Origin of the sequence: Paenibacillus cineris (assembly GCF_018333335.1) — a bacterium.
GTDB classification, from domain to species: domain Bacteria; phylum Bacillota; class Bacilli; order Paenibacillales; family Paenibacillaceae; genus Paenibacillus_AQ; species Paenibacillus_AQ favisporus.
Genome location: NZ_BORU01000003.1, coordinates 67,944 through 92,173, shown reverse-complemented (window position 1 = coordinate 92,173; position 24,230 = coordinate 67,944). Strand labels below are relative to the sequence as shown.

Genomic DNA, 24,230 nt, shown 5'->3' with positions numbered 1-24,230 from the left:
GATAGCTGATGGTCTGTGATCAAGCGAGTTCACAGTGATTTTAGACTGTCTACTTATGATGAACAAATTGGGACTTTGTCTTTTAAATGGTGGACAGAAATACATATCTTTTCCTAACTGTTGAGTTCTATATATAGTAAAAAAATGTGGAATTAGTACTAGATACAGGAATTTAGAGTCGATCCGCCAGCAGGGGAGTATAGTGTATCGTGTCCTTCTTTTGTAAGACAAAGTATGAAATTGTCCGTTGTGGAAGGACAGGTTTTGTGCTGACTGTGAGGTGGCCAGTAGGCGAATGCTTTTCACAAAAGAAACCAGACTTGCAAACAACAGTTATTTAAATACATTCCGAATAGCCGCAGCATCGAAGTCGTTCGTAATTTTGTATGACCTGGATGCATTTTTAGGTGCTGCTGCATTGTATTCAAAGGTATGCATATAGTCGCTATCATAGAGAGTGATTCCGTACGCTCTCCCTTCGTCGTTTGTCTTCACAGTTATCCAGTAGGATTCGGTAAATTGAATGTCTGATGATCCGGACTTTTTTAAATTCGCCGCAGAAAGTGAGTTCAATATTTCATTGATTTCTTCCGAATCCGTTACATTTTTGGTGTGCTCGCCTTGCTGATCGCGTTTGATGATTTCAATGGATGCAACATTGTTGGTATCGAGCTTATCCAGTACAGCTTCTTTGAAAGTAAAGTTTTTTGGTGAAAAGTAGAAAATCCCCAAGCCGATCACGATGAGGACGGCGGCCGCAAGGTATATTAGTCGTTTCATCACTTCATCCCCCTTCGTTCTGACTAACTCATGTAAAGTATGCTGCGGATTAGAAAATTTACTTTTACTCCCAATTCTATAAATAATGAGAGGCATAAATCAAGCGATAATTTGTTTCTATTAAATCAGGTTGCCTACGGCAACTTAAGAAACGACCAATCGAGTCAGATCTGTTTCAGGGAAATACTCAATAAGAAAAGCCTGCAGCCGTCGGCCTTTTTTTAAAGGCTTGGTTGATTTCGGCTCCTCCGAAATTCCGGCCTTGGGGTTGAACATGCCCCCCTACACAAGCCTACCATACCCTGATATCCGAACAAGGATTTGCCGCTGCGCGTTCCTCCTTGTTCGGATAGTTCAACTACTCCGGCGGCGCGGTGCGCCTGGCGGAGCCTCCAGTTGAACTAACAGGGGAAGCATGATCGAGAAGGTGATCGATATGATACGCATGTTCCAGGTGGCAAGCCTAACGGGCCGGTGATTTTAAACCAAAGGGAGCGAATCCAAGATGACATGATATCTTTCAAACTTGGCTTTATACATGGATGCAATAAAACAATGGCTTTAAGCAAATCAAAGCAGCCTAGCCAAAGGCCAGGCGCTGATCAGTCTGAGGCTCGTTCACGGCGGCCAAAGCCGCCCGGAACGAGCCTATTCCTTCCCTATTAAGAGTTGGGGGGAGGGGGCCATCCCACTCGCCAACGTCTGGGTTTCGCCAATCAACCTCCGGACTTGTGGTTTCCGAGTCCAGCCAAGTTCGCCGTACCAAACACAAAGCAGCCTGGGCAAAGGCCAGGCGCTGATTAATCTCAGGCGAGTTCACGGTCAAAGCCGTCCTGAACGAGCCTATTACTTCCCATCAAGAGATGGGGAAGGGCCTCACAAACGTCGAAGTCAACGGAAAAGTGGCACCAAGAGGAGGCGGGAATTGGGGTGGAAAGTCTACGTGCCGCCTTTGAGACCGGGTTCCAACAGCCTTTTCGATTCCAAGAAACCCGGTCTCAACAGCGGCTGAAACCCCAATCCCGCCCCTCCCACGCGCATACGTCTGGGTTTCCTCCAATCACCCCTCGCACTTACCCCACGCACCAAACGTCTGGATTTCGCCAGTCATCTGGACAGCTTGGCCATAGCCAAGCCACTCACAAATACACGCTTCGTCGACACACCACATTCCGTTTTGTCATCCCCGCACACACCCAGTCCTTCCTCAGCTCTTGATCGCCCCCATCATGATCCCCTTCACAAAATACCGCTGCACGAAGGGATATACGAGAATGATCGGCAGGGTGGCGACCATGGTCACCGCCATCCGGATGCTCTCGCTCGATACCGGGATGCGCTTGGAGCTTTGGGCCAGTTGCTGGGCGTCGGACATCATGCTGGCCGTCTGGAACTGGTTCAGGATTTTGACCAGCACGGCCTGCAGCGTCTTCAGCTCGGGCTTGTAGGTGTACACGTAGGAATCGTACCACGAGTTCCAGTGGCCGATGGCCAGAAACAGGCCGATGGTGGCCAGCACGGGAACGCAGAGCGGCATGATGATGCGGAAAAAGATTTGCAGGTCGTTCGCACCGTCGATTTTGGACGATTCCTCGATTTCGCCGGGGATTTGCTCGATAAAGGTCCGGACCAGAATCATCAGAAACACGCCGATCAGGCCGGGGAAAATATACACCCAAAACGAATCGATCAGCCCGACGGATTTGATGACCATATAGGTCGGAATCAGGCCGCCGCCGAAATACATCGTGAACACGAAAAAGAAGGAGAAGTACTTCCAGCCGATCAGGTTCCGTTTGCTGAGCGCGTAGGCCAGCATGGAGATGCAGAAGATGGACACGGCGGTGCCGACGACCGTCCGCAGCACGGTGATTTTGATGGCGCTCCAAATTTCCGGGTTACGGAAGATGGTCATGTAGCTCTCAAAGGTCGGCACGCGCGGCCAGAAATACAGCCCTCCTTTTAACGTGTCCGTCGCGTCGTTCAGGGAAATGACGAAGATGTTCCAGAACGGATAGAACGTCGCCAGGAAGATGATGGCCAAAAAGACGTACAGTGAGGCATCGAACAGATGCTCGGGGACCGTTTTGCTGTTTTTCATATCGTAAACCTCCCGGGTCGATTAGAATAAAGACTGGCCGTTGAGCCGCTTGGCGATGCCGTTGACGATGATGACGATGATAAAAGCGACGACGGAGCTGAACATACCGACGGCGGAGGCGTAAGAGAACATGCCGTTCTGAATACCGTAGCGGAACGAATAGGTCGACAGCACATCGGAGTAGTCGCGCGTCAAATCGTTGCCGAGCAGGAAGTGCTGGTCAAAGCCGGCATTTAGAATGCCGCCGAGGGCAAGGATCAGCAAAATGACGATCGTCGGCTTCAGGTGCGGCAGCGTGATGTAACGGATCTGCTTGAAGCGGCTGGCACCGTCGACTTTGGCGGCTTCGTACAGCTCCTGGTTAATGGAGGAGATGGCGGCCAGATACATGATCGAGTTGTAGCCCATGTCCTTCCACGTGTTGCCGATCGCGACGATCCACCAGAAGTAGGAGCCGTGCTGCAGGAATAAAACGCTCTCACGCGTAATATGCAGAAACTTCAATATACCGTTGATGGCGCCGTCCGAGGACAGCAGCGTCACGATAATATTGGCCGCGATAACCCAGGAAATAAAGTATGGCAGATACGATGCGGTCTGCACCGTCTTTTTAAAGCGAACACTCCGAATTTCGTTGATGGCGATGGCAATGAGGATCGGCATCGGAAACGAGAACAGCAGTGTAATTAAGGTTGACGCCAGCGTATTGCGCATGACGATGAGAAAGTCGCCGTTGTTGAAAAAGTACTGAAACCACTTGAATCCGACAAATTCACTGTGAAACAGCGTATGCCAGAAGCCGCCCAGCGTCGGCTGGTAATTGACAAAGGACATGTACAGCCCCACCATGGGCGTATAAGCGAAGATGAGCGCCCAGACGATCGCGGGCAGTATCATGAGGAACAGATACTTCTGTTGTTTGACGGTCACCCACAGCTTGCGCCGGGGGATCGGGAGCTCCGATCTTTTCTGTAAAGCCAGTTCGGTTTTCATAGGGGGCACCTCGCATCTTAAGTTAACTCAAATTATAAAACCCGCAAAAAATGAGTGTCGATACGCCATTGTAACGAAAGATGCTTGAAAATGACTTACATTTGTGAGGACCCTTAGTTAAGTAACGGGAAACCACTATAATATAGAATGAACTAAAGTTTTCTATCGTTATCACTTGATTCACGGGGCATTTCCGTGTCAGAAAAGGACTTTCTTTAGTTCATTTCTATATAATCGTTAGGCAAAAGGGGACTGGAGGGGGAGACCATGTACAGCATTTTTCTCGTGGACGACGAAGAGCTGGAGCTTGAGATGATGAGGGATTATATTCGCTGGGAAGAGATGGGGCTCTATGTCGCAGGCACGGCCGTCAATGGGCGGGATGCCGTGGAGAAGATCGAGGCGATCCAGCCCGACATCGTGCTGACCGACGTGCAAATGCCGCTGATGAACGGCCTGGACCTGGCGCGGCATATAAGGGAGCGTTATGACTTGATGCAGCTCGTGTTCCTGACGGGGCACGACGAATTTGATTACGTCAAATCGGCCTTGAACGTAGGGGCCGTCGGTTATTTGCTCAAGCCGCTCGATCTCAGCGAAATTGTAAGCGTTATCGAAAAAGTGAAGCATCAATGCGAGGAAGTGCGGATGAAGAACCGTTCGATCCGCGTGACCCGCTCCCATATTTTGAAGGAGCTCGTCCATGAATCCGATGCGGAGCGCACCGGAAATCTGGCCGCCAGTTTTCGCCGGCTGTCGCGCCACCCGGAGGGGCAGAAGTATGCGCTGGCCCTGCTGCAGCTGGACGTGATCAGCGCTGAGGCACAAAGCGTATCCGTGGAAGACGGACGCGACCAGGTGTCGGAGCTGATCGGGGAATGGCTGGCCAAGAAACGGCTAGACGCCGACATCGTCCTGTTCAAGGAAGGCGAGATGGGCCTATTTATGGACGCTGCGGCCAAGCCGGGTGAGTATGGTTGGAACGATCTGCTGGAGCGTATCCGGCAATCGCTGCATTTTACGGTAACGGTCGCCACGGCACCGCAGGAGGAATCGTTGACGGGAATTCAGGCGCTGTACCGGCAAACACGGGTCATATTAGCGGAGCTATTTTACACGGGAAAGGGAAAAGTCATCGGGCCGGAGGACGTTCAGCAGTCCAAGGGTGGGGAGGTGCCGGCCCTTGCGGAGAAGGAGTGGATCGAAGCGCTGGACGGGCATGATCTGAAACGGGCGGGTGAGATTTTAAGTGAGCAAATCGCCAAGCTGGTGGCGCTGAGGGTTGTGAAAAACGAGGTGTGCGGCGCGGCCATCGGCTGGATCGAGCACCTGCTGGAGCACATTCACGAGCCGATTGCGGAAAGCCATAAGCGTGCCGAGCTGTACCATACCGTGTACGGCTGTCAAACCATTTACGAGATTGAAGCGCTGGTGATGGACTACGCCAAGCAGGCGGCGGATTCGGTCCGGCAGCGGTTTGCGGACAAGAACGCCAAGCTGGTGCATCAGGTGCGGACGATGATCGACCAGAACTTCCATCAGCCGATTACGATTAACAGCCTGTCGGATCAGGTGTACCTGTCGCCGAACTACCTGCGGTCCATTTTTAAAGAGAAAACGGGGATGACGATTCACGACTACCTGACCCAAATCCGCCTCGACAAGGCCAAGGCTTACTTGGCTGACGAATCGCTGAAGGTGCAGGACATCGCCCAGATGGTGGGTTACGAGAGCACGTCCTACTTTATTTCCTTATTCGTGAAAAACCAAGGAGTCACGCCGAATGAATACCGAAAACATCTCCTTCTGGGATAAAATCGCCGCGCGCATTCCGTTCACCCGGACAGGCAGGCTTGCCCGCCCGCGCCTGCGGCACAAATTTTTCTTCATCTTTCTGATCGTCATTATTCTGCCGTTCTCCATTCTGATCTACTATTCGTATACGTCGACCCGCAGCACGATTACGAAGCAGACGTATACCGCGCTTAATGTGACATTGGCCCAGATCAACACCAACGTGGAGAAGCGGCTGGATTACTATAATCAGCTGTCGAACATTTTGTATATGGATGCCCAGCTGCGCAATTATTTATCGACGGATTACGAGCAGGCGTTTTATTATTTGGACGCTTTTCAATACATCAACCGCACGCTGCCCTCGCTGCTGACGCTGAATTCCAACATTCAGAACATCACGATCTTTACCGGCAACAAAACGCTGTACTCCGACGGCCAGTACGTGAAATATATGGAGGAGCTGCCCGCCGAAATCAAGGAAAAGGCGCTGAAAGCCGCCGGAAGCACCGTCTATACCCATACGGACGACTACACGGCGCCGGATGCGCATTTTACGCTGGCCCGTTCGCTGAGCTATTTCAGCCTCCAGCATCCCTACGGGATTTTAACATTGGATATTAGCGACAACGAGCTGTATTCCCTCATTAAGATGGAAAACAATAACAAAAGCGTCTACATTATCGACGAAAACGGAAGGATCATCAGCACGGGGGATCAGAACCTGGCTTCCACCCTGCTGTACGACCTCTATCCCATTCAAAAGGAGCTGAGCGGGGCATCGGGTCATTTTGACTTGAAAATGAACGGGCAGGAGCGCTTTTTCACCTATAACAAGCTGAGCAACGGCTGGAGTACGGTCATTACCGTGCCGTATGACGAGCTGCTGTCCAACACGAACAAGGCTACGGGAAAAATCATCTGGTTCTCCGCGATCACGATCAGCATCGCCATTCTGCTGCTGTATTTCACCACCAAAGTGCTGACCAAACGGATCGAGGTGCTGCTGCAGCAGATCCGCAAGGTGGAACGGGGCGACTTCCGCCTCTCCATCAAACCGATGGGGCATGACGAGATCGGCCAGCTGTCCTTTGCCTTCAATAAAATGGCCTCAACGATCCAGAACCTGATTCAGGACGTGTACGTGAAGGAAATCGCCATGAAGGAATCGGAGCTGAACACGCTGCAGGCGCAGATCAATCCGCATTTTCTGTATAACACGCTGTCGTCGATTTCTTCGCTGGCCTTGAAAGAGGGGGCGGGGCAGGTCTATCGCATGGTCAACTATTTGGCCAAGTACTACCGGGTGTCGCTGAACAAGGGAAAGCGGATCATTCTGGTGGAGCAGGAAATCAATCTCGTCAAAAATTACGTGGCGATTCAGGACATCCGCTTCCGGGACAAGCTGCATATGCACTACGACCTCGATGAAGAGCTGTTCCAGCGGACGACGATCAAGCTGATTTTGCAGCCTTTTATCGAAAACTGCATCAACCACGCGATGTGGGACGAGTCGGGCGTTAACATTAACGTCAAGCTGAAGCGGGACGGGCATGACATGCTGCTCCAAGTCATTGACGATGGCGCCGGTATGACGGCGGAGCAGCTGGACCAGGCGATGCAGAAGAGCGACAGTCCTTCCGGAGCTTCCGGATATGGTATCAAAAACGTGGATGACCGCATCAAGCTCACTTATGGCAGGGAATACGGGGTGTCCATGTTCAGCAAACCGGGCATCGGCACCGCCGTCACGATCCGGATACCGCTCGATCCGCCTCCGTCTGCCGCAAAAGCACCGGGATGAGGAGCTGCCTTGAAACGATGAAAGACGTTTTCCATTATGAATTGTAATATTGCGTTATAGCTAATTGAACTCCCCGTTTTTACAATTAGACATGTATTCGGGTACAAGAATATGACGACTTCAGAAAGGGGTTCAGGCAATGAAAACGATCAAAGGGATTCTCGCGGCAGCCCTCGTTATGACAGCGCTTACCGGTTGCGGCGGCGGTGGAGGCGAGAAAGCGGCATCCGGCGATGACAAGGGCGCGGCCGCGGACAGCAATGCGCCGATCACGCTGACGTGGTTCGATAAAAATACGGGGGATGCGTTCAACAACCCGGTGGCCAAAGCGATTACGGAAAAGACCGGCGTCACGGTCGAAATTCAGCAGCCGACCGGCAACCCGGTGGAGAAGCTGAACCTGATGCTGGCGAGCGGCGACCTGCCGGACGTCGTCATGCTGGACCGCGGCAGCGACATCATGAACAAATATATTTCATCGGGCGCGATTATCCCGCTGAACGATCTGATCGACAAGTACGGTCCGCATATTAAAGAAATGTACGGCGACACCCTGGCCAAAACGAAAAATGATGACGGCAAAAACTATTATTTTGCCAACTGGTACGGTCTGGAGAAATATCCGGTCTTCGGCTTTATGATGCGCATGGACATTATGAAGGAGCTCGGCGTCGGGGACAAAGTGAACAACGGCGAACCGTTTACAGCGGAAGAGTTCGAGAACCTCCTGGTGAAGTTCAAGGAGAAGTATCCGACGATCGACGGCAAGGAATCGATCCCGATGACGCTGAACGGCGAAAATATCGGCAGTGTATCCGGCACCTTCAAAGGCATGTTTGGCATGATGCCGTATTATGAAACGAACGGCGAGCTGAAGAAGGATATCCGCGATCCGCGTTACCTGGAGATGGTGAAATTCCTGAACTCCTTGTACCGTAAAGGACTGCTCGACAAGGAATGGGCAACGATGAAAACGAAGCAGTTCGAGCAGAAGCTGGCGGGCGGCAACGTGTTCGCTACGGCCGAAGCGCTGTGGAACGTGGGCAACCCCAACTCGCTGCTGAAATCGGAAGCGTCCGATCCGGCCAAAGCCGACGAGCGCCAGTTCTATCAATATAAAGTGCTGGCTCCGGGCGTGAGCGCCGACCAGACGACGTACGGTCCGAAAAGCTCCCTGGGCTGGGACGGCGTAGCGATCACCCGCTCGAACAAGGATCCGGAGCGTACGATGAAGCTGCTGGACTTCCTGGCCAGCGAGGAGGGACAGTACCTCCTGATGTGGGGCGTGGAAGGCAAGGACTGGGACATGAAGGACGGCAAGCATGTGCCGCGTCCAGAAGTGCTCGATGCGTTCAAGAAAAACTGGGATGAGGCTTCCCGGACGACAGGCATCCGCAAATGGACGTGGATGATCAAGAACGGACCGGGCTCCGACGGCACGCCTTACGACCTGATCGGCCGCTTCCAGTCTGATCCGGTGACGGACCTTGCGATCAAAAACCTGGCCGATACCTCCTTTGACACCGCGCCGTACGACAACCTGGGACCTGCGGGAGGTACGCCGGAAGCGATCATGGATACGAAGGTCAACGATACGATCAACAAATATTTCCTGAAGATGGCCTTGGCTCCGACCGAAGAGCAGGTGACCGAGCAGTACAACCAAATGATGAAGGAAGTCGAGGCGGCTGGCCTCTCCAAACTGGAGAAGATCTACACCGAGAACTATAAGAAGCGCCAGCAGCTGTGGACGGAGTCTAAATAACGCAAGCGGGGGAGGAGAAGACGGCCTTTGTCTTTGGCCTCCCTTTTTTGCCGGGGCGCAGGCTGTGATGGCTTGCACGCCCGAAGTTAGCGGGAAACGATCCATTTTCAAACGGTAAAGGATGAGGGACGATGGGAAATGTAGACATGCAGTTTGAGTTTGAGGAAAAAAGCAGGATCTTTGCGATTCATACGCAGCGCAGCTCCTACGTGTTCGGGATCAATGAACGGGACCGGCTGCAGCATCTGTATTGGGGCGAGCCCGTTACGATCGACGACTGCGCCCCGCTGCTGCGAGGGCGGTCGCACAGCTCCTTTGACGCCGAAGTGGATATGGAGGCCGAAGAGTACAGCTTTTGGGGCGGGGTCAACTATGACGAGCCTTCCCTGAAGGTGCGCATGCCGGACGGCGTCCGGGACCTTTTGGCCGGTTATGTGCGTCATGAAATCCGCGAGGAGGACGGCCGGCAGACGCTGGTCATTGTGCTGAAGGACCGGGTTTACCCGCTGGAAGCCCATCTGCTGTATCGGGTCATCCCGGAATATGACCTGATTGAGCGTTCCGCACGCATCGTCAATACCGGCGGGGATGACATCGTCCTCGAGAGCGTCCAGTCGGCCGCCTGGAGCCTGCCGGACCTGCGGGATTACCGGCTGACGCATGTGACCGGCAAATGGTCGGGCGAATTCCAGCTCCGCCGCAACGTGCTGAGCGAGGGGAAAAAGGTGCTGGAGTCGCGCAGAGGCTTTACCGACAGCCACGCCAACCCGTGGTTTGCCGTCGATGAAGGCCAGGCGACGGAAACGGACGGCCGCGTCTGGTTCGGGGCGCTCGCCTGGAGCGGCAACTGGAAGATTACCGCGGAGAAAACGGTGTTCAATCATGTCCGGGTGACCGGCGGGATCAACGATTTCGACAGCGAGTGGGTGCTGGGAGCCGGCGAGTCGTTCGATGCGCCGTGGTTTGTCGGCGGGTACACGGCCGGCGGCTTCGGAGGCATGAGCCGGAATCTGCATCAGTACCAGCACGCGTACGTGCTGCCAAGCTCTGAGCCGCGCAAGGTGCTGTACAACTCCTGGGAGGCGACATATTTCAACGTGAACGCCGCAGACCAGATGGCTCTGGCCGAGCGGGCGGCGCGGATGGGCGTCGAGCTGTTTGTCGTCGACGACGGCTGGTTCGGCCAGCGGAACAACGACCGGGCCGGACTGGGCGACTGGTACGTGAATAAGGAGAAGTTTCCGAACGGTTTGGGCGAGCTGATCGGCAAGGTTCACAAGCTTGGCATGGAGTTCGGCATCTGGGTCGAGCCGGAGGCGGTCAATCCGGACAGTGACTTGTACCGGGCCCACCCGGATTGGGTGTACCATTTTGAGACGCGGCCGCGGACGGAGCTGCGAAACCAGCTGCTGCTGAACATTTCGAAGCCGGAGGTTAAGGCGTACATCCTTCAGTTCATGACCGAGCTGCTGCAGAACCACCGCATCAAGTTCATCAAGTGGGACATGAACCGCACGGTCACCGAGCCGGGGATGAAGGACCATCCGCTGCACCGGCAGAAGGAGCTGTGGATCCGCCATGTCCGCAGCCTGTACGAGATTTGGGCCGAGCTGCGGCGCCGGTTCCCGCATGTGGAATTCGAGACGTGCGCGGGCGGCGGCGCGCGGATCGACCTCGGCATCTTCCGGTATGCCGACCAGTCCTGGCCGAGCGACAACACCGACGCGTTCGACCGCTTAAGCATCCAGGAGGGCTTCTCGTACACGTATGCGCCGCGGATGATGACCTGCTGGGTGACAGAATCGCCGACAGGCATGAACAAGCGGAATGTGTCGCTGAAGTACCGGTTCCACAGCGCGATGATGGGCACGCTCGGCATCGGCTCCAACCTGAACGAGTGGAGCGACGAGCTGATCGAGCAGTCCGGCGAATTCATCCGCCAGTACAAGGCGATCCGCCCGCTTGTGCAGTTCGGCCGCCAGTACCGGCTGGCCGATCTCCAGCACAAAGGCGTCACCGCCGTGCAGTACGTCGATGAAGCCGGCACGGACAGCGCCGTGTTTGCCTTCCTGCATTCGCAGCGCCTCGGCGAACCGCTGCCGCGGCTGCGTCTGCAGGGGCTGCAGGCGGACCGGGCGTACGCCATCGAGGGGCTGCCCGGCAGCTGGAGCGGACGCGCGCTGATGAACATCGGGATTGAGCTGCCGCTGCGGGGCGATTTTGACAGCCTGCTGTACCGGGTGACGGCGGTGGAGTAAGCGGATGGTGGCTGGTGGCCGGGATGGCCGGCAGGCTGTAGGCCGCCCCAGCTGATAAAGCTCACCGGCGGTAGTTTGCGAGGCGGTTCCGGGTCAAAAGGCGATGACCCATTCAGCCGCACGAACTGAAAAGAGTGGACGTAAAAGGACGCTCCCGGGGAAATTGCCCGGGGGCGTCTTTTTCTTAAAGGGGAGGGACGTAGTACCGGCCAAGTTACTTTAGACAAAGAAGACACCTGGCCCCCCTACTTTACCCCTTCCGCGTCCCCCGGTACTCGGAGGGCGACTTGCCCATAATTTTTTTGAACAAGCGCGAGAAGTAATACGGGTCCTGGAACCCGAGACGATGGCTGATTTCCTTTACGCTTTGCCCGGTGAGGTCCAGGTGCCTGCAGGCCAGTTGGATTTTCAGCCGCAGGTAGTAGTCGATCGGCGAGTAGCCGGTCGCCTCCTTGAAGCGCTGGGTAAAATGCGGAACCGACACGCGCGCCTGAGCCGCAAGCTGCTTCAGTGTGACGGTGCCCTCCAGGCGGTCCATCATATACCGCACCGTTTGCGTGATATCGTGCTGGCTGTGGCGGAAAATCCCATCCTGCGGCTGCAGCCGGCACAGTCTCAAAATCGCCGCGAGGTGATGCGCCAGCTGCGACACATAAATGATATGGTTCAGCGTATAGCCCTGCTCCAGCAGCGCATATCCTTCCTGGAACAGCTCGGTCAGCTGGCGCGCTTTGTCCGGAGGCAGGGTGACGGGAAGGGATGCGGCGGCGGTTTTAACCGGACGGGAAGGCGACTCTGTGAGGTCCCCGCTGTCCGAGGCTCCCGATGCACCCACACCTAGAGCAGTCTTAACGCCTGATAGACCTCCTGCTGTGCCCGCACCCGCACCGATATTATTCCATTCATCGGACCCGCTAACATCCGTACTGGCTTCCTCGGCCTCTGGCCCGTGCCCTGACTCGTGTCCTGGCTCATGCCCTGACTCGTGCCCTGGACCGGGTCCCGTGCCAAATCCCTCAAAAAACGCCTCTGTCTGCTCCCCCTTGAAATGCCACCAGTAAATGCTCCACGGATGCTCCTCTGACGAGCCATAGGCGTGGGGCGTCCGCGCGGGAATCACGATGGCCTGGCCCTGGCCGACCGGCTGCGCCCGGCCGCTTCCCAAGCGGTACCAGCCTTCTCCTTCCATGCAAAATATGACGATGACCGCTTCGCTGCCTTCGGGCCGCTCCCGGTAATGATGCAGCGCGCGCGGGAAGTATCCGGTATCGGTCACGTAGAGGGGACGGACCAGCGGATGCGACGACGCCTCCATCAGAATATGATCCGGCAGGACGATGAGTTTCTCGGATTTGAATCCATCGGGTTTTCGTATCTTTTCCATAGTATTTACTATGGTTTGGGCCGTGTCCTTTGTCAATGGAAACTTCCGTCTCAACAATCCCTATCAACACTAAAAATCATAATATAATCCATCATTCCCATGAGATCGTGAATGGAGGGCGTCGCCGCTTCCTTTTAAGATGAGGATAGAGTTTTGAAAGGTTCCGAATGCAGACATCGCCATTGCGAATGATACAAGCGGCAAGCGAAAGAAAGGATGAGTCAGCATGGCCAAAGCGCCTGAAGAAGTAAAGGTATGGGAGGAGCGGGTGGAAATCCCGACTTACGAGGCAGGCAAGCCCGATCCGAACCCGATGTTTTTGGAGAAGCGCGTGTACCAAGGAAGCTCGGGACGGGTTTATCCGCTGCCGGTCATCGATAAGATTTATGACGAAAAAGTTCTGAAATCGTACCGTATCATCTTTTTGGAAAATGAATACGTGCAAATCCAGGTCATGCCGGAGATCGGCGGACGGATTTACCGGGCGGTCGACAAGACGAACGGATATGATTTTGTCTACCATAACCAGGTGATCAAGCCGGCACTGGTGGGCCTGGCCGGACCGTGGATTTCCGGGGGGATCGAGTTCAACTGGCCGCAGCATCACCGCCCGAACACGTTCGGCGAGGTGGAGTATACAATCGAACGCAATCCGGACGGGAGCGCGACGGTATGGGTCGGGGAAATCGACCGCATGTACGGCACCAAGGTGACGACCGGCTTCACCCTGCATCCGGGCAAGGCTTACCTCGAAATTCAGGCCCAGCTGTACAACCGGACAGCGGCGCCGCAGACGTTTCTGTGGTGGGCCAACCCGGCGGTCGCGGTCAACGACCACACGCAGTCTGTGTTTCCGCCGGACGTGCATGCGGTGTTCGACCACGGCAAGCGCGACGTGTCCAAGTTTCCGATCGCCACGGGCACGTATTATAAAATGGACTACTCCGCCGGTGTGGACATTTCCAAATACAGCAACATTCCCGTGCCCACCTCCTACATGGCCTATCACTCGGACTATAATTTTGTCGGCGGTTACGACCACGGCGTCGGCGCAGGGCTGCTGCATGTTGCGAACAGGCATGTGTCGCCAGGAAAAAAGCAGTGGACCTGGGGACACGGGGAGTTCGGCCAGGCATGGGACCGCAATCTGACGGACGAGGATGGTCCGTACATCGAGCTCATGACCGGCGTCTACACCGACAACCAGCCGGACTTCAGCTGGCTCGCGCCTTACGAGGAGAAGAGCTTCAAGCAGTATTTTATGCCGTATAAAAAGATCGGTCTGGTGAAGAACGCCTCCATCGACGCGGCCGTAAACCTGGAGACGGCGTACGGGCAGGCATTAATTCAGGTCTACGCCACCTCGGTGTTTGACCAAGCGCGCGTGCTGCTGAAGCGTGCTGGACAGATCCTTCTGGACAAAACGGTGAAGCTGTCGCCGAGCGACGTGTTCCAGGCAGAGGTGAACATTGGCGCCGAAGTCCGGGAAGAGGAGCTGCGGGTCATCATACTGGACGCGGAGGGAAGGGAGCTGGTCTCCTACCGGCCGATGCCGAAGAAAATCGAGCAGGTTCCCGACCCGGCCAAAGCCATCGAGGCGCCGGAACGGCTGCCAAACACCGAAGCGCTGTATTTGGCGGGACTGCATCTGGAGCAGTACCGGCACGCAACCCGTGAGCCGGAAGCTTATTATTTGGAGGGACTGAAGCGGGATCCCGGCGACATCCGGCTGAACAACGCTTACGGACTGCTGCTGCTGCGGAGGGGATGCTTTGAGGAGAGCGAAGTGTATTTCCGAAAAGCGATCGAGACGCTGACGCGACATAACGCAAGGCCGTATGACAGCGAGCCGTTCTATCATCTCGGCCAGACGCTCAAATGGCAGGGCCGGCTCGAAGAGGCATACGCCGCCTTCTACAAGAGCGTGTGGACGGGAGCATGGCAGGCGGCGGGATACTTTGCCCTCGCGCAGATCGCCTGCGGGCAGGGGCAGTACGACGAGGCGCTCGAGCTGGTGGACCGTTCCCTGAACGTCCAATACCGCCATTACAAGGCCCGTCATCTCAAAAGCGTCATCCTGCGGAGGCTGGGCCGCGCCGCGGAGGCCGAGACGCTCGTACGGGAGACGATCCGCATCGATCCGGTGGAATTCGCGGCCCGTAACGAGCTGATCGCCGTCTACCGCGATACCGGCCGGACGGCTGAGGCGCAGGAGGCGCTGGATAGCCTGGAGGGCCTCATGCGCGGCGATGCGCACAATTACATCGCCCTGGCTCAGGATTACGCCGAAGCCGGCCAATACGCGGACGCGCTGGAGGTCCTGGGCCGCATCGCAGCACCGGAACAGCCGGACGTCTATCCGATGATCCGCTATTACCAGGCGAGCTGGAGCCGGAAGAACGGACAGGATGAGCAGGCAGCCGCTTATGATGAGCAGGCTGCTGCGGCGGATCCGGCGTACTGCTTCCCGAACACGCTGCACGATTACGCCGTACTCCAAGAAGCGGCGGCGCTGCATCCGGGAGACGCAAAGGCAAGGTACTACTTGGGCAACCTGCTCTATGATAAAAAACGCCATGCCGAGGCGGCCGCGTGCTGGGAAGCCTCGGTGGCGCTGGACGGCAGCTTTGCGACGCCTTACCGCAACTTGGCGCTCGCCTATTACAACAAGCTGAACCGCCCGGAGGACGCCCAAGCCGCGCTGGAGACGGCGTTCCGGTTGAACCCGGCGGACGCACGCGTCTTTTACGAGCTGGACCAGCTGTACAAAAAAACCGGCCGCTCGCCTGAACAACGGCTGCAGGCATTGGAAGCGCACCGTGAGCTGGTAGAGCTTCGGGATGACCTGTACCTCGAATACTTAACGCTGCACAATACATTGAACCGCCATGAGGAGGCGCTCAGCCTTATTCTCGCCCGCAGCTTCCATCCATGGGAAGGCGGGGAAGGCAAAGTGCCGGCACAATACGTGACCGCCCGTGTCGAAATCGCCAAAAGGCTGCTGAACGAAGGCCGGGCGGAGGAGGCCGCCGAGCAGCTGCTGCTCGCGAAGCAGTACCCGCTGAACATCGGCGAGGGCAAGCTGGAAGGCGCCCAGGAGAACAACATTGACTATTACCTCGGCGTTGCGTACGGCCTGCTCGGCCGGCAGGAGGAAGCGCAAAATGCGCTGCTTCAGGCATCGCAAGGGCTGGAGGAGCCGGCCAGCGCCATGTACTACAACGACCAGCCGCCGCACATGATTTTCTACCAGGGCGCGGCCCTGCGCAGGCTGGGGCGGGAAGCGGAAGCGCGGAGCCGCTTCAACAAGCTGGTCGACTACGGGGAAAAGCATCTGTTCGACCGGCCGCAAATCGATTATTTCGCCGTGTCGCTCCCCGACTTCCTCGTGTTTGAGGACGATCTGCACCAGCGCAACGAAATCCACTGCCATTACATGATGGGACTTGGGCAGCTGGGTCTGGGCCGAATCCGGGAAGCCGAGGAGCATTTCCGGCAGGCGCTGGCGCTGGAGCCGCATCATCAGGGAGCCGCGCAGCATCTTGAATTATGCCGGACGGGAATATGACGTCTCAGGCCGGTGAGAAGGGGGCGAAAGATGAGCTGGACACCGCACCAAATCAACGGCTTTAACGCCTGGATGGGAAGGACCTCCGCCATGGAGGTCACGCTGCTGCCGGAGCTCGGCAGCAAAATGGTCTCCCTCTGCAACCGTCTGACCGGCCGGGAATGGCTCGCGCCGGCGGACGGACCGCTCGGGAATCGGGGCTACGCCAGCTCCTTCGCGGACAGCGACGGAAACGGCTGGGATGAAATGTTCCCGACCATCAACGTATGCCGGTATCCGGAGCATCCCTGGAGAGGGACGGAGCTTCCGGATCACGGTGAGGTCTGGTCCATTCCCTGGAAGGCTGAGGGACATGGAGATCGCCTTTCGTGCATCGTGCACGGCGTGAGGATGCCATACCGGCTCGAGAAGACGTATTCTTTTGCCGCAGAGGACCGGCTCCGGATCGACTATCAGGTGACCAATCTCAGCCCGTTCCCGTTTGCGTTCCTGTGGGCGGCCCATCCGCTGCTGCGGGTCGGGGAAGGGATGCAGATCATCGTGCCGGAAAGGTTGAGCGAGATTGCAATCTCCTATTCGGAACGTGACAGGCTTGGGAAAAGGGGGGATCTGCGGGCGTGGCCGCTGCCCTTTTCGAACCAACCGGAATGCCGCCTGGATCGCACGGGACGCCGTGAGGAGCGGACGGCCGAGAAATTTTACTTTACGGGTGAGCTGCCGGAAGGAAAGGCTTCCGTTTATGATCCGGTCAAGCGGGAAGGAATCACCTTTACCTTTTCGAAGGAGAAGGTGCCTTACCTGTCGGTGTGGGCGAATTACGGCGGCTACCAGGGGCAGTATCATCTGGCACTGGAGCCGGCCACGGGTTTCCTGGACGACTTGGCGCATGCCATGAAGCGGAATGCCGCTGCTGTCGTGGAGGGCTTCCGAACGTATGCGTGGCACTTGGAAGTGAGCTGGATGGAAGCCAAGCGGTGAGATGAACGAAACCGGGTGGCTGAACGACAAACCGATCGTAATCCGATCCATTGCGGCAGGGGATTCGATTAACGGAAGCCCGGCGTCGAAGGGCAGCAGGAGTTCAGTCGATAGCTGCGGATTCCCGATCCGTGAATTTCCTTTGCGTCAGCCGACAAAAATCCTGCACCCTCTCCAGGGATGCAGGATTTTCTGTTTTTTTTTATAGCTCAATGTATCTATGTCAAAATAATCGGCAGTTCCTTCAGCGCGAACATCATCATGCTGTCCATTCGCGCCAGCTCAGCGGAACGGTCGCGGCGGTATTCGGGAAAACGGGCAAGCAGCGTTTCGATCGCGATTTTGGACTCAAGGCGGGCAAGCTGGGAGCCGAGGCAGTAATGGATGCCGCTGCCCAGTCCCAGGTGCGGGTTCGGATTGCGGTGGATATTAAATTCCTCCGGACGTTCGAACACCTTCTCGTCATGGTTGGCCGACGCCATCCAGATATGGACGAATTGACCTACTTTCATCTCCTGGCCGCCAAGGACGGTATCCTGCTTCACGCGGCGGAACATGACCTGCACCGGCGAGAAATAGCGGAACACTTCCTCCAGCGCGCCGGGAATGAGGCTGCGGTCGGCAAGCAGCTGCGCACGGACGTCCGGCAGGGTGTCGATGCCGAGCATCGCCGAGGAGATCAGGTTGGTCGTCGTTTCGTTGCCAGCCACGAGGAGCAGGATGCAGAAGCCGATGATCTCGAGGTCCGTCAGATGCTCATTGTCGATTCGAGCCTCGACCAGCTTGGTGACCAGATCGTCCTGCGGATGGCGTCTGCGGTCCTCGGCAATTTCGGAGAAGTATTCGCTCATCTCGCGCTGGCACTGATAGAAATCTTCGCCGCTGTCTCCGACCAGGGCGTCGGACCAGGCTTTGAATTGTTCGCGGTGGTCCAGCGACACGCCCAGCATCTCGGCGATGACGACGATCGGCAGCGGGCTGGCAAAGTCAGCGATGGCGTCCATCCGCCCCTTTTTCTCCGCTTCGTCCAATAGCGAGGTGGTGATCGACTGGATTTTGGGAGCCAGCGACTCGATGACGCGCGGCGTGAACGCCTGGGTCACCAGCCGGCGCAGCTGCCGGTGCTTGGGCGGATCCTGCCGCAGAATGCTGTGCTCGAGCGGGTCCTCGGAGTCAGGGAAGGCCGACGAGGAAAAAATGTCGTGATTCGTAAATACCGTCTTTACATCGTCATATCCGTATACGTCCCAAACTTGCCCGTCGTTGGACTGGACAACGGGGGAGTCCCGGCGCATCTTTTTATACCATTCCAAAGGCAGCAGTCCATTTGCATTCCATTCCATGAAGCAACACCGTCGCTTTCTTTTTTAGATGAGAACAACCTGAATTTTGGGCAAAGCCGGCTTATCGATCATTACGCTGGAGAACTTCCGATCCATGAGGTCTGTCTACAAGTAAACGAGGTTTGTCTGCTAGAGCTGATCTTTTTCTAGATGGGATGAATTTCTGAAAATAGGTTCTGTGTCTAGGTCTCTCTCTGTTTCCTAATAAAGTTCTTCTGTTTAACACGCTGCAGTCTTTTGAACTGACTGGTCAGTTTGATGTGGGCAAAAGAAGGTCCTGCTTAATCAAGCGACTTAAACAGACCTTCGGCGACAACCGTGAATACGAAGTTTTCCAGGTCCTCGCGGCTGTACTCCTCCTGGTGGCTCAAATAATAATTGCATGTGCTTTCCAGCATGCCGATCGTACTGGCTGCAGCCAGGTCCGCGTCAACGTCGCGCATAATGCCGCCCTCGCATTGGGCTTCTCTAAGAATGCCGGCCAGAAAGCTTAAATGCTCGCGCCGGAGCTGCTTCAGTTCATCCAGCACATCGGGCTCAATGCCGTTGGAAATTTCGTTGAATACGATATGGGCAAAATGGCGGGAGTCGAGGAACAAGTCCAGATGGTGGCGGAGAACCCGAAGAATCTGCTCTTTGATCGGAAGCGCGGAGCTAAGGTCGGTTTTCGTCCGCTCCATGATGTCCTCGAATCCGGCTTTTACCACGGCTTTGAACAGCTGGGACTTTCCCGGAAAGTTGTAGTACAACGTGCCTTTGGCGACCTGCGCCTGCTGGGCGATCTCATCCATGCTGGCCCGGTGGTAGCCGTATTCGGAGAAGACGCGGGTGGCTGCGTGCAGAATCTTTTCTTTGCTCACGGTGGTGTATCGGTCCTTTCCATCTCATTCGTCGGTGGACGGGATTAATCTGACTGGTCAGTTCAAAAACAACATAACATGCTGGGAATATTTAGTCAACTAGACCCGCATCGATGGGTGGGGAAACGCCCGATTTTTAAAGGTATGAGATAGAATGAAACCTGATATGTTATACTGAGCACAAATTCAATTTAGGAGTGATCTTCTGAGAAAGAATAAATCCATGTCCTTTGACGATCTGCTGATGGAATTGAAAGGCCAAAAGTCGGCGCAGGAAGAATCCGGCCGCATTGCCCTCGACAAGCTTTTAAACGGCTCGTTTATGCGCAAGCATTCGTCGTTTGCCAGCTTTCAGGATTTTTTGGAAAATGGCAATTTTCAAGCGGAAACCCAAGAAGAGTTGAATAAAATACCGGATGAGCTGCTGGATCGGCATGTGTCCCGGCAGACCGACTTTAAGGATTGGAAAACCATGCTGGAACAAGCGAATGCGGATTATGCCGCGAATAACGGGTAGCCTATCCTGCGTTCGCGTGGATAGATCAAGAGAGGATCAAGCTTTGCGCTTGCTCCTCTTTTTTGTGGGTATTCCAGCATGCAGCTTCGTCGTGTTCAACTTAACTCTTTCTTAAGGATTGTCTTTAACTTCTCTTTCGTTTTGGCTCCTAAACTGGGCTTACGATACAAGAGGAGGAATTCAATTCATGATGAAGAGTAAAGAAAAGCGGAGGTCCATAGCCTTCATATCCCGAAAAATGATACTCGTGCTGCTCCTGGCAGCCGTCTTCTCAGGAGCTTACACCAGCCTGGCGTCAGCGGCTCCCAAGCTTGAGACAGGCCGGGAGGATCAGATCGACCGGTTCATCGAGACCCGCATGCATCAGAACCGGATTCCCGGATTGTCTGTCGCGATTGTCCACGACGGCGAAATTGTATATTCAAAAGGGTACGGGGAAACCGGAAGCGGAGCAGCCGTCACGCCGGACACGCCGCTTCCGGTCGCTTCCCTGAGCAAGTCGATCACGGCGCTGGCCGTCATGCAGCTGGTTGAAGCGGGGAAGATCCGGCTGGAAGACAAGGCGGTGGACCTTCTCCCATCCTTTCGGATGGACGATCCGAGGGGGAAGGAGATCACGGTGCGGCAGCTGCTGAACCAGACTAGCGGTCTGGCCGATACCGTGTTTCCGGAAATGGCGTTTTCGGCGCAGCCCGCTTCGCTCGGCGAGTCGATCGCCCGGTTGAAGGGGGTCAAGCTCGCCAGCGACCCGGGAACGGCGTTTCATTACCATAACACCAATTATCAGCTGCTCGCGCTGATCGTGGAGACGGTGAGCAAGGAGCCTTTTCCGGACTATTTGCAAAAGCACATCTTTGCTCCGCTGCACATGGACCGTACGACGGACGCCGCGTTGACCAGTTCCTTTAAAGAACCGGGCCACATGCTGCTCTATGGCCAGCCGGTCGCTTTGAAGGAACCGGATTGGTTCGTGGAGGGAGCGGCAGGGAATGTCTCGACCGCAAACGATATGGCGCGGTGGCTGATGCTGCAGCTTGGCGGGGGGACTTATGGGGGAACACGCCTGCTCAGCCCGGAGGGTATTGCGGCAATGCGCGAGGTTCCCGCCGGTGTGGAGAGCCGTTACGGTATGGGATGGACGGTAGACGGTGCAAGGTTGAGTCATAACGGTATTTTGTGGACGTATCAGGCGGATCAGCTGCTGATGCCGGAGAGCGGCTACGGGATCGTCATCCTGTTTGGCAGCGGGTTGAATGCGCTGGTTAACTATGGCACCTTTGCTTCAGGCATTGCCGACATTTTGAACGGGGAGGAGCCGCCAAAGTCAGCGATCTCCGTAGGCATGATCGAAGCGGGGATCGCGCTGCTGACGCTGCTGACTGTTCTGCTGTGGGTGCGTGGATTCTTTTTCCGCTGGAATCGGTGGGAACACAAGGCCCGGCAGCGCCGCGTTTGGCTGACTTCGCTGCGGATGCTCGCCACCTTGATCCCGCTTGCGATTTTCATCAGCCTGCCGCAGATCCTGACCTTCGTTGGCGGCGGGAGAGTGCTGAAATGGGAGCAAATTTTCCTGCTGATGCCGAGCGTCGTGATTTGGCTGGCGCTGCTGTCGGCGTTTGGCGTGATCGGCTTTGTCCGCAAGGCCTTCTGCATGGTTGCGATATTACGGGAACACCAAAAAGCCCAGGCCTAGTGCCTGAGCTTTTTTCTTGATGACATTTCCGGATCGTGAGCTGCTTAAGTCCAGCGGGCCGCCCACAGCTTCATTTCATGGCAGATGACATGCAGGTCCTGTCCCTTAGGCGTGAGCGAGTATTCCACCGTCACCGGTACGGTAGGGAATACTTCCCGCTCCAGCACGCCCTGCTCCTCCAAATGGCGCAGCGTACTGGTCAGGGCACGGGGGCTTACGCTGGGGATACGGCGCTGCAGCTCACCAAAGCGAAGAGTGCCGCAGAACAGCTCGCGGATGACGAGAAAGGCCCATTTTCCGCCCAGCACATCCAGTGTTTTCTCAATGTTGCATTCGATATGCGTCGGGTTTTTCGGAATGTAACTGCTCGCTTTTTTGACTGTTTCCATAGACTCTCCTCCTTATATGTATATAACTATACTCTATATAGTATCTACCCTTGATATAATTAAGTGAAAAACATTTCACTTCTTTAAATCATATATGAACTTTTATAGAATGAAAAGGGTAACAAGACAACAAGGAGGTAGATGGAATGAAATACCGGAGACTGGGAAGAAGCGGGCTTAAAGTCAGCGAAATCAGCTTGGGCAGCTGGCTTACATATGGCGGTTACGTAGAACGCGAAAATGCGGTGAATTCGATCAAAACGGCATACGATTTGGGCATTAACTTTTTCGATACGGCGAATGTCTATGAAAAAGGCGCGGCGGAAGAGCTTGTCGGCAAAGCGCTGAAAGCGTATCCGCGCGAATCTTACGTGCTGGCGACCAAGGCGTTCTGGCCGATGGGCGAAGGCCCGAATGACCGCGGCTTGTCGCGCAAGCATATTACGGAGCAGGCGAATGCCAGCCTGAAGCGGCTTGGACATGACTATGTGGACATTTTCTACTGCCACCGTCATGATCCGGAGACGCCTTTGGAAGAAACGCTGCGCGCGATCGACGACCTGGTTCGCCAGGGCAAAGTGCTGTACGTCGGCGTGAGCGAATGGCAGGCATCGCAGATCGCCGAAGCGATCGGCGTGGCCGACCGTTATCTGCTGGACCGCATTGTGGTCAACCAGCCGATTTACAACATGTTTGAGCGCTACATCGAGAAGGAAGTCATGCCGCTCAGTGAACGCGTAGGGATCGGACAAGTGGTGTTCTCCCCGCTGGCTCAAGGCCTGTTGACAGGCAAATACACGTCGGCTTCCGACATTCCACAGGACAGCCGCGCGGCGAAGCTCGATTGGATGCGTAAAGGCATCACCGAAGAAAAGATCGCCAAAGTGCAGCAGCTTGAAGGCGTCGCCAAAGAGCTCGGCATTTCCGTCGGCAACCTGGCCCTTGCGTGGATTCTGCGCAAAGACAACGTGGCCAGCGCGCTGGTCGGCGCAAGCCGTCCGGAGCAGGTGACGGAGAATGCCAAGGCTTCGGGCATCGTCCTGAGCGAAGACGTGCAGGAGCGGATCGAAGACATTCTGAAATAATCGGACCGGCCAAGGGTTCGGCCAAGGTTTGAACTGAAGCGAAGAGGAGGCGTTACTTGTGGCCAAAGTCGTCATTACAGGCGGAAGCGGCATGCTTGGACAGTGGGTCGTGCGTCATTTTATCGAGCAGGGGTATGAGGTGCTGAACGTGGACTTCCGGCGTCCCGACGAGAACCTCTGCCCTACGCTGATTGCGAATCTTGAGGATTTGGGAGAGACCTACGGCGCGCTGGCCGGGGCTGATGCCGTCGTTCATTTGGCGGCGATCCCGGCGGCGCATATCCGCACGCCGGAAGTTACGTTCCGGAACAACGTCATGTCGACGTACAACGTGCTGGAGGCCGCCGCAGGCCTCGGAATCCGCAAAGCAGTGATCGCGTCCAGCGAATCGTCCTACGGCATCGTATTTGCAGTCAGTCCCTTAAGCCCGCAATACGTGCCCGTGGACGAGGCGCATCCGCAGCTGCCCGAGGACAGCTACGGACTGTCCAAGGTGGTCAATGAAATGACCGCCGACATGTTCCACCGGCGCACCGGCATGCAGGTCGTCTCCATTCGCCTCGGGAATGTCATCCCTCCGGAATGGTATGAGCGTTTTCCCTCATTCATCGACAAGCCCGAAGAACGGGACCGCATTCTGTGGAGCTACATCGACACCCGCGACGCTGCTTCGGCCATCCGGCTGGCCGTCGAGGCGGACGGGCTCGGTGCGGTGGCCCTTAACGTGGCCGCCGACGACTCCAGCATGGCGGTTCCGAGCCGCGAACTGCTGGCCGCCAGGTATCCCGGCGTGACGGACATCCGCGCGCCGCTGGCGGGGCATGAGACCCTGCTCAGCAACGAGAAGGCGAAGCGCCTGCTCGGCTGGCAGCCGCAGCACCGCTGGCGCGACGAGGTTGCAAAGCTTCGCTGAACGCA

Annotated in this window: 17 protein-coding genes; 10 read left to right on the top strand and 7 right to left on the bottom strand. The window is 56.0% G+C overall.

What is annotated here, in order from left to right:
• Positions 1–333: 333 nt before the first annotated feature.
• The 3 genes from KI379_RS24660 to KI379_RS24650 form a co-directional block, all read right to left on the bottom strand.
• Positions 334–780: an ATP-dependent metallopeptidase FtsH/Yme1/Tma family protein gene (locus KI379_RS24660; RefSeq protein WP_212985208.1), complete on the bottom strand. Its 447-nt coding sequence runs from the start codon at positions 778–780 to the stop codon at positions 334–336.
• 1,207 nt (positions 781–1,987) lie between these two features.
• Entirely contained in the window at positions 1,988–2,881 is an 894-nt protein-coding gene (locus tag KI379_RS24655; protein WP_076175584.1) for a carbohydrate ABC transporter permease, read from the bottom strand.
• A 21-nt stretch (positions 2,882–2,902) separates the two neighbouring features.
• Positions 2,903–3,874, bottom strand: coding sequence for an ABC transporter permease (locus KI379_RS24650; RefSeq protein ID WP_212985207.1), 972 nt, complete (start codon positions 3,872–3,874; stop codon positions 2,903–2,905).
• 267 nt (positions 3,875–4,141) lie between these two features.
• On the opposite strand from KI379_RS24650, the gene KI379_RS24645 reads away from it, so the two are divergent.
• The 4 genes from KI379_RS24645 (at position 4,142) to KI379_RS24630 (ending at position 11,495) form a co-directional block, all read left to right on the top strand.
• Complete coding sequence (locus KI379_RS24645; RefSeq protein ID WP_212985206.1) at positions 4,142–5,689, top strand: response regulator; 1,548 nt, start codon at positions 4,142–4,144, stop codon at positions 5,687–5,689.
• Complete coding sequence (locus tag KI379_RS24640; protein ID WP_212985205.1) at positions 5,658–7,472, top strand: cache domain-containing sensor histidine kinase; 1,815 nt, start codon at positions 5,658–5,660, stop codon at positions 7,470–7,472. Before KI379_RS24645 ends, KI379_RS24640 begins: the two co-directional genes overlap by 32 nt.
• 139 nt (positions 7,473–7,611) lie before the next feature.
• Positions 7,612–9,237: an ABC transporter substrate-binding protein gene (locus KI379_RS24635; protein WP_076175592.1), complete on the top strand. Its 1,626-nt coding sequence runs from the start codon at positions 7,612–7,614 to the stop codon at positions 9,235–9,237.
• Between the two features lie 131 nt (positions 9,238–9,368).
• A complete protein-coding gene (locus KI379_RS24630) occupies positions 9,369–11,495 on the top strand; it encodes an alpha-galactosidase (RefSeq protein ID WP_373309613.1) in 2,127 nt (708 codons plus the stop codon).
• Positions 11,496–11,745: 250 nt separating this feature from the next.
• On the opposite strand, the gene KI379_RS24625 is transcribed toward KI379_RS24630, so the two are convergent.
• Positions 11,746–12,879 (bottom strand): AraC family transcriptional regulator, encoded by a 1,134-nt coding sequence (locus KI379_RS24625; RefSeq protein ID WP_244879426.1) that lies wholly within the window; start codon positions 12,877–12,879, stop codon positions 11,746–11,748.
• A 226-nt stretch (positions 12,880–13,105) separates the two neighbouring features.
• Between KI379_RS24625 and KI379_RS24620 the strand changes: the two genes are divergently transcribed.
• On the top strand, positions 13,106–16,447 hold the full coding sequence (locus KI379_RS24620) for a DUF5107 domain-containing protein (RefSeq protein WP_212985204.1): 3,342 nt from the start codon (positions 13,106–13,108) through the stop codon (positions 16,445–16,447).
• Positions 16,448–16,477: 30 nt separating this feature from the next.
• Complete coding sequence (locus KI379_RS24615; protein ID WP_212985203.1) at positions 16,478–17,425, top strand: aldose epimerase family protein; 948 nt, start codon at positions 16,478–16,480, stop codon at positions 17,423–17,425.
• 218 nt (positions 17,426–17,643) lie between these two features.
• On the opposite strand, the gene KI379_RS24610 is transcribed toward KI379_RS24615, so the two are convergent.
• Both KI379_RS24610 and KI379_RS24605 read right to left on the bottom strand, forming a co-directional pair.
• A complete protein-coding gene (locus KI379_RS24610; protein ID WP_212985202.1) occupies positions 17,644–18,768 on the bottom strand; it encodes a cytochrome P450 in 1,125 nt (374 codons plus the stop codon).
• Positions 18,769–19,049: 281 nt separating this feature from the next.
• A complete protein-coding gene (locus KI379_RS24605) occupies positions 19,050–19,628 on the bottom strand; it encodes a TetR/AcrR family transcriptional regulator (protein ID WP_212985201.1) in 579 nt (192 codons plus the stop codon).
• Between the two features lie 223 nt (positions 19,629–19,851).
• Here KI379_RS24605 and KI379_RS24600 point away from each other — a divergent pair, with 223 nt between their 5' ends.
• On the top strand, positions 19,852–20,145 hold the full coding sequence (locus KI379_RS24600; RefSeq protein WP_076175606.1) for a hypothetical protein: 294 nt from the start codon (positions 19,852–19,854) through the stop codon (positions 20,143–20,145).
• A gap of 187 nt (positions 20,146–20,332) precedes the next feature.
• Entirely contained in the window at positions 20,333–21,838 is a 1,506-nt protein-coding gene (locus KI379_RS24595; protein ID WP_212985200.1) for a serine hydrolase domain-containing protein, read from the top strand.
• 44 nt (positions 21,839–21,882) lie between these two features.
• On the opposite strand, the gene KI379_RS24590 is transcribed toward KI379_RS24595, so the two are convergent.
• Positions 21,883–22,227, bottom strand: coding sequence for a winged helix-turn-helix transcriptional regulator (locus tag KI379_RS24590; RefSeq protein ID WP_076175611.1), 345 nt, complete (start codon positions 22,225–22,227; stop codon positions 21,883–21,885).
• Positions 22,228–22,373: 146 nt separating this feature from the next.
• Between KI379_RS24590 and KI379_RS24585 the strand changes: the two genes are divergently transcribed.
• Positions 22,374–23,312 (top strand): aldo/keto reductase family protein, encoded by a 939-nt coding sequence (locus KI379_RS24585; protein WP_089548652.1) that lies wholly within the window; start codon positions 22,374–22,376, stop codon positions 23,310–23,312.
• Positions 23,313–23,370: 58 nt separating this feature from the next.
• Positions 23,371–24,225 (top strand): NAD-dependent epimerase/dehydratase family protein, encoded by an 855-nt coding sequence (locus tag KI379_RS24580; RefSeq protein ID WP_089548651.1) that lies wholly within the window; start codon positions 23,371–23,373, stop codon positions 24,223–24,225.
• Positions 24,226–24,230: the final 5 nt, after the last annotated feature.

Coding starts and splice junctions, on each gene's coding strand:
- KI379_RS24650 (WP_212985207.1), bottom strand. CDS start 3,874: ATGAAAACCGAACTGGCTTTACAGAAAAGATCGGAGCTCCCGATCCCC.
- KI379_RS24655 (WP_076175584.1), bottom strand. CDS start 2,881: ATGAAAAACAGCAAAACGGTCCCCGAGCATCTGTTCGATGCCTCACTG.
- KI379_RS24585 (WP_089548652.1), top strand. CDS start 22,374: ATGAAATACCGGAGACTGGGAAGAAGCGGGCTTAAAGTCAGCGAAATC.
- KI379_RS24610 (WP_212985202.1), bottom strand. CDS start 18,768: ATGGAATGGAATGCAAATGGACTGCTGCCTTTGGAATGGTATAAAAAG.
- KI379_RS24640 (WP_212985205.1), top strand. CDS start 5,658: ATGAATACCGAAAACATCTCCTTCTGGGATAAAATCGCCGCGCGCATT.
- KI379_RS24595 (WP_212985200.1), top strand. CDS start 20,333: ATGATGAAGAGTAAAGAAAAGCGGAGGTCCATAGCCTTCATATCCCGA.
- KI379_RS24600 (WP_076175606.1), top strand. CDS start 19,852: ATGTCCTTTGACGATCTGCTGATGGAATTGAAAGGCCAAAAGTCGGCG.
- KI379_RS24645 (WP_212985206.1), top strand. CDS start 4,142: ATGTACAGCATTTTTCTCGTGGACGACGAAGAGCTGGAGCTTGAGATG.
- KI379_RS24615 (WP_212985203.1), top strand. CDS start 16,478: ATGAGCTGGACACCGCACCAAATCAACGGCTTTAACGCCTGGATGGGA.
- KI379_RS24660 (WP_212985208.1), bottom strand. CDS start 780: ATGAAACGACTAATATACCTTGCGGCCGCCGTCCTCATCGTGATCGGC.
- KI379_RS24630 (WP_373309613.1), top strand. CDS start 9,369: ATGGGAAATGTAGACATGCAGTTTGAGTTTGAGGAAAAAAGCAGGATC.
- KI379_RS24635 (WP_076175592.1), top strand. CDS start 7,612: ATGAAAACGATCAAAGGGATTCTCGCGGCAGCCCTCGTTATGACAGCG.
- KI379_RS24590 (WP_076175611.1), bottom strand. CDS start 22,227: ATGGAAACAGTCAAAAAAGCGAGCAGTTACATTCCGAAAAACCCGACG.
- KI379_RS24625 (WP_244879426.1), bottom strand. CDS start 12,879: ATGGAAAAGATACGAAAACCCGATGGATTCAAATCCGAGAAACTCATC.
- KI379_RS24620 (WP_212985204.1), top strand. CDS start 13,106: ATGGCCAAAGCGCCTGAAGAAGTAAAGGTATGGGAGGAGCGGGTGGAA.